Source organism: Streptomyces sp. NPDC102441 (assembly GCF_044765585.1).
Taxonomy (GTDB): Bacteria; Actinomycetota; Actinomycetes; order Streptomycetales; family Streptomycetaceae; genus Streptomyces.
In genome coordinates this window covers 296,318-308,122 of sequence record NZ_JBIWKH010000005.1, presented here as the reverse complement: position 1 = coordinate 308,122, position 11,805 = coordinate 296,318, and the positions used below count along the sequence as shown (strand labels likewise).

Annotated in this window: 10 protein-coding genes; 6 read left to right on the top strand and 4 right to left on the bottom strand. The window is 68.9% G+C overall.

Features of this window, described 5'->3' with window-relative positions; translation table 11 throughout:
- Nucleotides 1-199: 199 nt before the first annotated feature.
- Nucleotides 200-727, bottom strand: coding sequence for a hypothetical protein (locus ACIREO_RS12860; protein WP_404108120.1), 528 nt, complete (start codon nt 725-727; stop codon nt 200-202).
- Entirely contained in the window at nt 728-3,883 is a 3,156-nt protein-coding gene (locus ACIREO_RS12855; protein ID WP_404108117.1) for a polymorphic toxin-type HINT domain-containing protein, read from the bottom strand.
- 227 nt (nt 3,884-4,110) lie between these two features.
- On the opposite strand from ACIREO_RS12855, the gene ACIREO_RS12850 reads away from it, so the two are divergent.
- Nucleotides 4,111-5,931, top strand: coding sequence for a hypothetical protein (locus ACIREO_RS12850; RefSeq protein ID WP_404108115.1), 1,821 nt, complete (start codon nt 4,111-4,113; stop codon nt 5,929-5,931).
- Between the two features lie 448 nt (nt 5,932-6,379).
- Nucleotides 6,380-7,078: a ribonuclease H gene (locus ACIREO_RS12845; RefSeq protein WP_404108732.1), complete on the top strand. Its 699-nt coding sequence runs from the start codon at nt 6,380-6,382 to the stop codon at nt 7,076-7,078.
- A 115-nt stretch (nt 7,079-7,193) separates the two neighbouring features.
- Here the strand turns inward: ACIREO_RS12845 and ACIREO_RS12840 are convergent, their stop codons facing one another.
- Nucleotides 7,194-7,319, bottom strand: coding sequence for a hypothetical protein (locus ACIREO_RS12840; protein WP_404108112.1), 126 nt, complete (start codon nt 7,317-7,319; stop codon nt 7,194-7,196).
- Between the two features lie 273 nt (nt 7,320-7,592).
- Nucleotides 7,593-7,997 carry an ATP-binding protein gene (locus ACIREO_RS12835; protein WP_404108729.1) on the bottom strand — a complete coding sequence of 135 codons (405 nt, stop codon included), beginning with the start codon at nt 7,995-7,997 and terminating at the stop codon, nt 7,593-7,595.
- Nucleotides 7,998-8,253: 256 nt separating this feature from the next.
- Between ACIREO_RS12835 and ACIREO_RS12830 the strand changes: the two genes are divergently transcribed.
- From ACIREO_RS12830 to ACIREO_RS12815, 4 genes are all read left to right on the top strand, one after another.
- Nucleotides 8,254-9,108, top strand: coding sequence for a helix-turn-helix domain-containing protein (locus ACIREO_RS12830; RefSeq protein WP_404108109.1), 855 nt, complete (start codon nt 8,254-8,256; stop codon nt 9,106-9,108).
- 128 nt (nt 9,109-9,236) lie between these two features.
- The gene (locus ACIREO_RS12825; protein ID WP_404108106.1) at nt 9,237-9,494 is read left to right on the top strand and encodes a WhiB family transcriptional regulator; all 258 of its coding nucleotides are present in this window, start codon (nt 9,237-9,239) and stop codon (nt 9,492-9,494) included.
- Between the two features lie 41 nt (nt 9,495-9,535).
- On the top strand, nt 9,536-9,865 hold the full coding sequence (locus ACIREO_RS12820) for a YkvA family protein (protein ID WP_404108103.1): 330 nt from the start codon (nt 9,536-9,538) through the stop codon (nt 9,863-9,865).
- Between the two features lie 37 nt (nt 9,866-9,902).
- Nucleotides 9,903-11,804: a rhamnogalacturonan lyase gene (locus ACIREO_RS12815; protein ID WP_404108100.1), complete on the top strand. Its 1,902-nt coding sequence runs from the start codon at nt 9,903-9,905 to the stop codon at nt 11,802-11,804.
- The last annotated feature ends 1 nt before the right edge of the window (nt 11,805 follow it).

The following is an 11,805-nucleotide window of genomic DNA, read 5'->3' as shown; positions in this document are numbered from 1 at the left end:
CCAGGCGATCTGCACAACGAGGACAGCGGCGAGCAACTAATCTCTGGCTTAGTTCCGGAGAATTCTCGTAGTCCTCACCGTTCCTCGGCATCACCCATTCAAGTTGAGTAGCCGCACCGACCTCCCCTCCACAAGCCAAAACGGTCCACCGGAGAACCGGCGGACCGTCTGACGGATCGGGGTTATGGGGCGCTTGGATTCAGTTCATGCTTTGCCACCAGGCCGGCGAGACGCTTAGGCGGTGCACATCTCCTGCTCGTGTGCCTTCGAAGAAGCCGGAATCTGTGCTCGCAGGAGAACTCTCGGCCACCACGAGGATCCTCACACCGGACCCCAGCACTTTGTAGCGATGGATGTCTGTAGTTGCGGCGTCGTTATCTGTTTCGATGACGTAGCCCTGGTCGGTGATCTCAGCGGACAACTTGTCGAACCGGGCCCGGGGCGAGAAGGGGCCGTACCGGTGTTGGAGCGCTGCCGGCACTTGTGCTGCCGTATCCAGGCGTAGGCGATGAACCTGCACGCTGATGCCGAAACAGGTCCACGAGCCTTCTTCCTGCTGGAAGGACAGCTCTACCAGCCCGTAGTCTCGGCGTAGGAGACCCTGCGATTCGATGTCGAGGTAGTCTCCGCCCAGGGCAGTTTTCCACTCGGCAGGCTGAGAGCCAATTCCTACGCCGAGTACTTCACCACAGGCAGCGACGTGCGCATAGAACGCCAGGTCGTGCACTTACATCTTCTCCATCGCTGCGATCAAGGCCTGCAGTTCTGCCGACCGGTCGTTACTGAAACGCCACTGAGGTTTGCGGCCTTCGCGCATGGCCGTGGCACTGGACTCGAATACTTCCATTGCGGACCTTGTCACCCTGAGCATGTCACCTCGCAACTTTGCATCGAGCTTGATCGCGGCGACAACGGCATCCACCTGCTTCTGCGTGGCGGTTCCCTTCCGCAGGCGAACAGCCTCACCCTTGATGCTGCCCTTGCCGTCCGGGCGGAGCGCCACCTCCATCCCATCCTTCATGTTGACGTGGGCCCCTTTGGTGACCCAGTCCTGGTCCACCTGTCCCACGTGATCGATCTCAAGGCTGCACTTGTCCCTCTTGGCGTTGTGCACCAGGAGGGGGGTCTCTCCTGCGATCACGTAGTACGTGTGCAGCCTGGCGACTGTGAGGTTGTGGACCTTTTGAGGTGCTGTCCACTTCGAAACGCGTTCGACTTGCACTCGAACGCCGGCGCTCGTGCGTAGCCAGTTGCCAGGGGTCAGGTCGGTGGCGTTGGTCCAGAGTGCCGGGTCCACGGTCCAGAACGGGTGATGTTCGGTCGCGGTGATGTCTGCTGTGCGGTCGCCGGCGTTGCCATCCGTATCCACGGTGACCTTCACGAGGTGCTTCTCCCCATGGCCGGTTATCACGTCGGTGACGGGTTCCGGGCGGGTGTCTCCGGTTCCGGGGTCGGTGGCCAGGACGGTGTCCCCGAGGCGGATGTCTTCGATGGGAGTCCGGCTTCCGTCTGCCATGAGGACGGGAGTGTTCGGCAGGAAGCTGTTGCTCGTCTCGCAGGATTCATCGGCGGCCGAGTCGTCGTCAGGCAGCTGCTCCAGGGCTTTGCGTGCGGTGTCGATGATGGTGCGGAGGGTCTTGTAGGCCTCCTGTGCTGTGGTGAGCTTTTTCTTGAATTCGGGCAGTTTTTCAGCGACGTTTTTGGCGGATTCGGTGAGTCTGTAGGCCTTCTTGAAGGCGCCGACGGTGAGGAGGGTGCTGCCTGCGTCGACGACTACTTCGAGGCAGCTGCTGAGGTCATGGTCGTTGACGCACTCGAGGACGGCGGTGATACCGAAGGTGTCGATGAGGGCCTGGCCGCCGTTGGCCTTGAGCCAGTCGGTGATGCTGGTCTCGAGGAGCTTCTTCGCTTCGCGGTACTTCTCGACGCATTCCTGACCGCAGGTTTCGGCGAGGAGCTGTTCGTCTTTCTGCTGTTGGGCGATGTCGGCGGCTCCGCCGAGCCTGGTCCAGTCGCTCCCTGTCCCGTTCCATCGGTAGGTGGTGGTGAGGTCGGGGGAGAGGCCGTAGAGCTGGGTGTCGCTGACGGTGAAGGTGGCGCCTGGGCCGCCGATCTCGGTCCACGCGTCGGGTGTGTTGTCGTACTGGTGGATGTTGCCGGTGGTGGGGTTGGTGGCGAAGAGGCCGGCGCCTCCGGCGTAGAGGTGTTTGGCGGGTCCGCCGATCCTGGTCCAGTCGGTGCCCTTGCCGGTCCATTCGTAGACCGCGGTGTGGTCGGGGGCGATGCCGTAGACGTGGTCCTTGCCGACGGCGAAGTGGGCGCCGGGTCCGCCGATCCGGGTCCACTTCCCGGGCTTGCCTTCGTACTTGTGGATGTCGCCGGTGTCCGGGTTGGTCGCGAAGAGTCCGGCACGCCCGGCGTAGATGTTCCTGGCCGGTCCGCCGATCGGAGTCCAGGTGTCGCCGTGCCATTCTCCGATGCCGTGGGGGGTCAGCCGGTAGAGGTGCTTCCCGGTGACGGCGAACTGGCCGGCCGAGCCGCCGACCGGGTCCCAGGCGCTGGTGGCGGCGTTGTACTTCCGGATCTGTTCGCCGTCGTCCTCGGTCATGAAGACGCCCGCTCGGCCGGCGTGGACGGCGTTCGCGGCGCCGCTGAGGGGCGACCAGCCGTCACTGCCGCGCTTCCAGAGACCGCTCTTGTCGGCGGTGAGGGTGTAGAGGTCGTCCTGGGCGGTGACGGCCATGCGGACGGCGTGCTCATCCTGGGTGTCGGACGGCCCCGCGGCCTGTAGCGGCGCCGGGGTGATGCCCCGGTGCCCTTCCTCGTTCGGGGCGGGTGCCGGGGCTTCCGCTTCGGCTGGTGCGGTGGGGTTTTCCGTGGCCTCCGCTGTCTCTTCCGGGGCAGGGGCGGGGGTGGCTTCTTGTGGTGCCGAGGTGGTTTCCTGCGGCTGGGGCGGAGCGGGCGGCGGGGTTTCCTGGCCCGGGGGAGGTGCCGGTGCGGTCGTGGGTGTGCCGATGGGTGTCCAGGCGGCGGTGCCGGTGCCGTCCCATCGCAGGACCGCGGTTCCGTTGGGGGCGAGGCCGTAGAGGTGGGTGTCGCTGACCGCGAAGCCGGCACCGGGTTCGCCGGCCTTGGTCCAGGAGTCGGGCTCCCCGTTGTACTTGCTGAGCTGCCCGCTCGTGCGGTCGGTCGCGAAGAGACCGGCACCGCCGGCGTAGAGGCTCTGGGCGGGTCCGCCGACCCGGCTCCAGTCGGTGCCATGCCCGGACCATTCGAAGACGGCCGTGTGGTCGGCGGCGATGCCGTAGAGGCGGTCGCCGGTGACGGCGAAGTCCGCACCGGGTTCACCGATCTGGGTCCAGGTCTCAGGGGTGCCCTCGTACTTGAAGACCTTGTCGTCGCGGCCGGTGGCGAAGAGACCGGCGCCACCGGCGTCGAGTTCCTCGGCGGGTCCGCCGACCCTGGTCCAGTCGGTGCCCTGGCCGGCCCACTCGTAGACCGCTGTGCGGTCGGGGTTCAACGCGTAGAGGCGGTCGCCGGTGACAGCGAAGTCCGCACCCGCCTCACCGACCTGGGACCAGGCTTGCGGCGTTCCCTCGTACTTGAAGACCTTGCCGGTGCTCCGGGCGGTGGCGAACAGCCCGGCGCCTCCCGCGTGCAGGGTCTCGGCGGGTCCGCCGATCTTGGTCCAGTCGGTTCCTTCCCCGTTCCACCGGTAGACGGCGGAGTGGTCCGCGGCGAGTGCGAAGAGCTGGTCGTCGCCGGTTGCCGTCACCGAGCCCAGGGCGACGGGTGCGCCGGCTGCCGCGGCGCCTTCGTCGGCCAGGGCGGGGAACGCGGAGAGGATGCCGGCGGTCAGCGCACCGGCCAGGACGACGCCCACGCGCCGCAGGATCGTGGGCGCTCTGCCGGCACCGGACCGGGGCCGGTCATGGCCTCTCTTATACGCACGCGTCACGGGATCTCCAGAGTTTGTCCGGGAAGTGCTGGAGATCTCACGGTGTGACCTGGTCTGATTGTCCTCAACTGCCATTACGCATAAGCGCAGATGGGACGCGGGCAAGCAGCGGACAACGCGGACAACGGGACAACTACGGGGGATCCACAGTGGTGAAGGCCGGGCGCCCGCAGGGCGGGCCCAAAGGGCAGACGGAGCAGGCCAACGCGCTGGCCGTCTTCCTGCGCAATCTCACGAAGGGCCTCACGGTCCGCGAGCTCGCCGGCCGGTACAAGAACGCGGGAAGCAAGACCCTCTGGGGCGAGTACCGCTCAGGGACCAGGACGATCCCTCTGTACTTGCTCGAACGTCTGGTGCACGACCTGGCACGTGACGAACGCTCCCGCACCGAACTGCTGGCAACGGCCCGGCGCCTGCACGCCCAGGCGGTAGCAGCGCAACAGCCCGCCTCCTCCGCGGAGCCGGACGCCCTCAGCCAGCCGGTGACGCCAGAGCAGACCGTCGACCAGGCCACGGCGACCCTGCAGGACGCCGAGCGGCTCATCCACATCCTTCTCGGCGTCATCGCTGGCCTTCAGATACAGCTCGACCCTCCCGCCGCACCCGCAGCGGCATCGATGCCGCAGGCGGCCGAGCAGAGCACCCAGGCAGCGAACGATCTCCGCGAAGCGGAGAACCGACTGATCCAGGTCCGGATGGTCCACACCGCGGTCACCCGGGTACGGAACGAAGCAGCCGCATCCCTGCCCCGCCCCAGCACCGAGACAGGCCACCCCAACCACGACAGCGGTGACGAGCCTGCTCTGCCCGTCCATGACTCGGCCGCCTCACGAGGCACGGCCGCGATCCTGCTCGTCTCACGCGCGACGCTGACGGAGCAGCACACCGCTGCCCGCACCCTCACCGCCCGTGCCTCGGGCGCCTCCACGATCGCGTACGACACCGACACACGCCCCGCCCTGACGCGCGGCGGTGCACCCGCGGCCCTGACCGCGCGGCAGGAGGCCCAGGGCCGGCCGCCACGGTGGCGCACCGCCAAAGTCGCGATCGCGTCCGTGGCGCTCACCGCAGTGGTCACCGGAGCCGTCGTCATCACCACACTCGGCCTGCGCGATCACGAGTCCTCTCGCACAACCACCCAGGAGAAGAGCCCCGAATCATCTGCTGAGGTACCTCGCTCATCTCCGAGCCCGACTCCGAGTCCTTCTCCCACCGCTTCTGCCGTAGCGCCCTCAGCCACCCCACCCGTCCGTACCTCCCCCTCCTCCCTCAGGACACGGAGCACCCCCGCCATCCCGGACAACTACGTCGGTGCCTGGGAAGGCGCATTCACCGAGCCCGGCGAACAAGCCCCCTCGCTGCGCAGGATCGTGCTCCGCAAAGGCACCGTGGGAACCGAGATCGCCGACATCACGACCCTGTCGAGGACCTCCCTGTGCCAGGCAGAAGGAACCCTCCGCTCCACCGGCGCCCTGCTCGTCATCGCACCCGGAGCGGTGACCGCTACTCCCACACATCTGTGCACACCGGCCGGGGACATCACCCTGCGCCCGCACGGGGACGCCGGCCTCACCTGGAAGTCGGACGGAATCACTGTCACCCTGCACCGCGCCTCGTCCCCGAAACGGGCCGTGCCCACCCCCTACCTCGGCACCTGGCGGGCCCAGGACGGGAACGACCCGACCTCTGCCGTACGCATGACCATCAGCCAAGGCTCCCTGGGAGAGGCACGCGCTACCTTCGCCTGGGACGGAGACGCCCACCACTGCGAGGGCTTCTCCGTCCTCGCCTCAGGCAGTGACACGCTGGCATTCGGACCGGAGACCGTCACCGCGTCCGAACCAGAAGGCTTCTGCACCCCGACCCCCAGCCGCGTCATGACCCGCCCTCAAGACGGCACCATGCACGTGCGATGGGTAGCCTCGCCCGATGGCACCGAACCCCGGTCATTCACCTTCATTCGGATGAACTGAGCTGTGTGGCCGGTCCGATCGCTCTCTTCGCGTTACCCGTTCTCATGCGGTTGTACCGGGCACCCAAGCCTGGTGCCGCCTCGACGAGCACCGCACCGTCTCCGGCCTGGCGTGCGGCGCCCCGACGCCTGCGCGCCCGGGAGGCCGCTCCATGTCGTCCGACACTCCGCAGATGGACCAGGGCTTTGGATCGTGCTGGGCTCGCGTGCCCTGGCACCGCACCTCGCGGCGTTGTCGTCAGGCGGTCGGACCGGCCGATCTCCAGGTCCTTGATGACGAGGGCAAGAACACCGCCCGGCGCCTGCTGACCGGGTGCCACCCAGAGACCGGCGCCCGGCTGATCCGTACGCGGACGTCGGTCCGCGCGCAGGAGAAGGCGAAGCTGACCACGGGCCGGCTGATCCGAGGCGATCGTGCCCTGAGCTTCCGGGCTGGCATGATCAGGGGCATGAACGAGCGCATCATCGCCGCGTGTGACGGGGCATCGAAGGGCAATCCGGGACCTGCCGCCTGGGCGTGGGTCGTGGCCGATGACCAGGGGAACCCTCACCGGTGGGAAGCGGGCCCACTGGGCACCGCCACCAACAACGTCGCCGAGCTCACCGCCTTGCTGGAGTTGCTGAGGTCGACCGATCCGGCCGTGCCCGTCGAGGTGCGCATGGACTCGCAGTACGCCATGAACGCGGTGACCAAGTGGCTCCCGGGGTGGAAGCGCAACGGCTGGAAGACGTCGGCGGGCAAGCCGGTAGCCAACCGGGAGCTGGTGGTCGGCATCGACGAGCTGCTCAGCAGCCGCGGTGTGACCTTCCGCTACGTGCCCGCGCACCAGGTGGACGGCGACCCGCTGAACGCTCTGGCCGACCAGGCCGCGAGCGAGGTGGCAGTCTCGCAGCAGGCGGCGGGGACCGCGTACGGCACGGCGGACATGCCGGTGCCGGCGCCCGCCCGCTCGACGAAGAGCCGGGCCGGGGGCGCTGCCAAGGGCGGCTCCACGAGCGGTTCCACGGGGCGGGCGCGCTCCGGTGGCTCGATCCGGGCGAAATTCGCGGGCCGGTGCCACTGCGGGAAGCCGTACGCAGCCAAGGACATGATCGCCAAGAACCCGAACGGCTGGGGTCACCCGGAGTGCCGGACGGCGCCGGCCTGAGCCGGCACCTGCTGGGCGTCCGGCCTCCGGGGGGATGAGGAAGGTCGCCGGCATTCTCAGCGCCAGCAGTGCGGCACAGGTGTAGCCGTTGATCTGGATCGCGTGGCACATGGCATCACGGGCAGCGGCAGCGTCCTTCGACCAGTCCGAACGCGAGCAGCCCGAGGCCCAGCACCGACAGCACTCCGCCGGTGGCGTCGATCCTGCCCGGTTGCGGCGGGGACTTCCGCAGGAATTTCATGGCGCCGGCGAGGATCACCTGCCCAACGGGGTTCAGCCGGCCAGGCGGCGGGGAGTTACCGGCGTGCGGACAACCACCTCGCGAGCGCAGATAGCCCCGCATGCAACAACCTCTCGAACTTCGAGAGCCTGAACAATTCGGGCTCGTGGAAGACGACCGCCGTCGGCGACAACTCAGTGCCTGGCCATGGCCTCTCGTCCGGATCATGCTCGCCCGCCCCGGTGTGCGGCCTCATGATTCGCAGGACGGCCTCGGGCGGCCCCGCCCCGGGCTTCAGATGTCCGCCCAGACGAGTCGGCCGGACACGCTGGTGCGTGTGCCCCATCGTGTCGCCAGCGCGTCCACGAGCATCAGGCCCCGGCCGTCCTCGGACACCGACGCGAGGCTGAAGCCGTCGTCCGTGCCGTCCGTTGCGCTGAAGGCGACAGGCCCTGGCCCATCCGTGCCGTGCGGCTCCTCGGTGGGTGCGCCCGAGGGCTGCCGGCTTCGTGGACCTGGCAGCTCCGGTACGTGCCGTCGGCCGCGGTTCCACACGCAGATGCGTACCCGGCCGGGGGTCCGCAGGAGGCGGCAGCGGATCCGCCGGCCCGCGGTGTGTTCCACCGCGTTCGTGACCAGCTCGGTCACGACCAGCGCCGCCGTCTCGATGCGCTCGTCGGGTTCTCCCCAGCCCCGCATGGCTTCCTGCACGCGGTGCCTCGCCACGGGGACAGCCCGGGGGAGGCGGGGTATCCACCAGCTCTGTGCGCTCCGCCCGCCCGATCCCTCCGGGGCCGGACGCGCGCACGTAACTATTTCCGACATGTACGTACTGTCCGTGCAAAGTGCATACTTTGCAAGAGGCAGAATGTCAGAATGGTTCCGAATTGGCGCCGAGGCCGCTCGGTAGCGCCCCGGAATCGCGCCGCCCGGCACATGTGAGGAAGGGACGTGGATGAGGCCCCGGTCCGGCCCCACCGTTGAGCACCGCGTCCTGGCGGCGCGCCTGCGGATACTGCGGGAACGCGCGGGGGTCAGCCTCCAGGCGGCTTCCGCTGCACTGGGTGCCCACCCCGCCACCGTCCGGCGCATCGAGCGCGCGGAGACCGGGCTCGACCCTTATCAGGTCCGCGTCCTCCTGGAGCGTTACGCGGTGTCCGACGCGGAGGCCGAGCCGATCATGGCGGGTATCGCGGCCGCCAACCTGCCGGGCTGGTGGCACGCGTGGCGGGACGCGATGGACCCGTGGCAGCAGGAGGTCATCGGCATCGAGTCCTCCGCCGCGCTCGTCCGGACCTGGCACCCCGCCCTGGTCCCCGAGCTGCTGCGCACCCCGGCCTACGAGGAGGCCCTGTGCCGGAGCCTGTCCGCCGATCCGCGGGCGCGGCTCGACCGGCACCTCGAACTGCTGGCGGAGCGGCAGCGCCGGCTGGAGGACCGTGGCGCGGCCCTCTGGGCCCTGTTCCCGGCCGCCGCACTCCACACCAGGGTCGGTGGACCCGCGGTCATGGCAGGGCAGCGAGCGGCGCTGGAGGAGGCCGCCCACCGGCAGCACCTCACGGTGCAGGTGATGCCCCTCGACTTCCCGCCGCACCCCCTGACCGGGGTCCCTCCGCTGCACCTGCTGCGCGTACCGGCCCCGGAGATCGGCGACCGTGCGGTCCTGGAGACCGCGGGGGCCCGGGTGGACATCATCGACGAACCAGCCGCCGTCATGGGCTACCGCATTCGGCTGGACGGCGCGTGCGCGGCTGCCCCGCACCCGGGTTCGCCGCTGCCGGAGGGCAGTTGGAGTGCCGGAGACCCCTGAAGGCCGGGCCTGTTGTGGTTTCGAACGCCGGATGACGGTCACGCGCACAGAAGGAACTCGGCAACGAGGCGGAATCCGGCAGAGACCGGCTGACCGTTCCCTGCGAGGAGCGAGAAGGAGCGAGAGACATGGACAACTGGCGCACGCACGCGGCATGCCGCGACGAGGACCCGGACCTGTTCTTCCCCATCGGCAGCAGCGGTCCCGCGCTCGTGCAGGCCGAGGAGGCCAAGGCCCTCTGCGGGACCTGCCCCGTGCGGGAGGCATGCCTGGAGTGGGCTCTGGAGAAGGGGCAGGACGCGGGCGTATGGGGAGGCCTGGACGAGGACGAGCGCCGTGCCCTGAAACGCCGCCGCGCCCGGCAACAGGCCAGGAGCCACGGGTGACGCCTCCGCGCTCCGGCCGCCCGGCCGGGAGACGATGAGCCATGGACACCTCGGTCTGGCTCGTCATCGGCGCCCTCGTGCTCCTGCTCATGGCAGGTGCCGCGCTCGTTCTGCTGGTACGCGTGATCCGGGCCAGAAAGCTCCTCGTCGACGCAGGCATCCCCCTGCGCGACAAGGCGCTGGTCTGGGCGGCGATCATCTACACCGTCTCGCCCGTCGACCTTCTGCCGGACCCCGTCTACCTCGACGACATCGGTTTCCTGCTGATCGCGCTGCGCTCGCTGCACGCCGCGGCCGGTGCCGTTCGGGGGCGGCCCGCCGAAACGCAGAAGGAATCCGGCGGCAACCTTTCGGCATCCGGGAGCAACTGAGGGGGCGTAAGCCATCCCCTGCCAGAAGGTGCCTCCCGTGGAGCCTCTGCTTCCCCACCCCCATTCCCGCCCCCGCCGCAGACACCGCATCACCCGTACACGCGCTCTTGTCGGTGCTCTGGCGGCCGGGCTGCTCGCCGCAGGCGGGATCGTCGCCCTCGGCCCGGCCTCGCAGGCCGCCACCGCCCGGCAGGCCGAGGCGCTCGACCGCGGCGTCGTGAGCGTGCACACCGACAGCGGGAACCTCATCAGCTGGCGCTGGCTGGGCACCGACCCCGACGACGTGTCGTTCAACGTCTACCGGGCCGGCACCAAGGTCAACGACTCGCCGGTCACGGCCACGACGAACTACTTCCACTCCGGCGCACCCGCCACCGCCGACTACACGGTGCGCGCGGTCGTCGACGGCGTGGAACAGAGCGACTCCGTGAACGCGATCCAGTTCCGCGCCGGCTACAAGGACGTGCCCATCAGTCCGCCGGCCGGTGGTACGACACCCGACGGGGTCGCCTACACCTACGAGGCCAACGACGCGTCCGTCGGCGACCTGGACGGCGACGGAGCCCTCGACTTCGTGGTGAAGTGGCAGCCCACCAACGCCAAGGACAACTCCCAGTCCGGCTACACGGGCAACACGATCATCGACGGAGTCCGCCTCGACGGCACCCGGCTCTGGCGGATCGACCTCGGGCGCAACATCCGCTCGGGCGCGCACTACACCCAGTTCCAGGTGTACGACTACGACGGTGACGGCCAGGCCGAGGTGGCGATGAAGACCGCCGACGGCAGTGTCGACGGTACCGGCAAGGTCATCGGCAGCTCCTCCGCCGACTACCGAAACTCCTCCGGGTACATCCTGTCCGGACCCGAGTTCCTGACGATGTTCAACGGGAAGACCGGCGCGGCCATGGGCACCGTCGACTACGTTCCCGCGCGCGGCACGGTGTCCTCGTGGGGCGACTCCTACGGCAACCGGGTCGACCGCTTCCTCGCGGGCACGGCCTATCTGGACGGCGCCAGGCCGTCCCTGATCATGGCGCGCGGCTACTACACGCGCAGCGTCATCGCGGCCTGGGACTGGCGGGGCGGCGCCTTCACCCGGCGCTGGACCTTCGACACGAACAGCTCGACCAACTCCGGCAAGGGATACGACGGGCAGGGCAACCACCAGCTGTCCGTCGCCGACGCGGACGGTGACGGCAAGGACGAGATCATCTACGGCGCCATGGCCGTGGACGACAACGGCAGCGGACTGTGGACGACGAAGAACGGCCACGGAGACGCCATGCACGTAGGGGATCTCGATCCGTCCAGGCCGGGCATCGAGGAGTTCAAGGTCGACGAGGACAGCTCGAAGCCGTCCTCGTGGATGGCGGACGCCAAGACCGGCCAGATCCTCTGGTCCACGCCCGCGAGCGGGGACAACGGACGCGGAGTGTCCGGTGACATCTGGTCCGGCAGCGCCGGTGCCGAGTCCTGGTCGTCCGCCGTCTCCGGTGTGCGCGGCCCGAACGGCGACGTCGTCACCAGCCGTAAGCCGTCCAGTTCCAACTTCCTGTCCTGGTGGGACGGCGACACGACCCGTGAACTCCTGGACGACACCCACATCGACAAGTACGGGACCTCGGGCGACACCCGTCTGCTGACCGGGGCCTCCGTCCACTCCGGCAACGGCACCAAGGCCACACCGGCGCTCTCCGGCGACATCTTCGGCGACTGGCGCGAGGAAGTCGTCTGGCCGACCACCAACAACACGGCGCTGCGGATCTACGCCACGCCGCACGAGACCAGCACCAAGATCACCACACTGCTCCACGACACGATGTACAGGACCGCGCTGGCCTGGCAGAACACCGCGTACAACCAGCCGCCGCATCCCAGCTTCGCCATCGGCAGCGGGATGGCGACCGCGCCCCGGCCGAGCATCACCACGCCGTAGC

What these genes read in the sequence shown, in the direction of transcription:
- ACIREO_RS12845 (WP_404108732.1), top strand. Translation starts at nt 6,380, where the DNA reads ATGAACGAGCGCATCATCGCCGCGTGTGACGGGGCATCGAAGGGCAAT.
- ACIREO_RS12840 (WP_404108112.1), bottom strand. Translation starts at nt 7,319, where the DNA reads ATGAAATTCCTGCGGAAGTCCCCGCCGCAACCGGGCAGGATCGACGCC.
- ACIREO_RS12835 (WP_404108729.1), bottom strand. Translation starts at nt 7,997, where the DNA reads ATGCGGGGCTGGGGAGAACCCGACGAGCGCATCGAGACGGCGGCGCTG.
- ACIREO_RS12830 (WP_404108109.1), top strand. Translation starts at nt 8,254, where the DNA reads ATGAGGCCCCGGTCCGGCCCCACCGTTGAGCACCGCGTCCTGGCGGCG.
- ACIREO_RS12825 (WP_404108106.1), top strand. Translation starts at nt 9,237, where the DNA reads ATGGACAACTGGCGCACGCACGCGGCATGCCGCGACGAGGACCCGGAC.
- ACIREO_RS12820 (WP_404108103.1), top strand. Translation starts at nt 9,536, where the DNA reads ATGGACACCTCGGTCTGGCTCGTCATCGGCGCCCTCGTGCTCCTGCTC.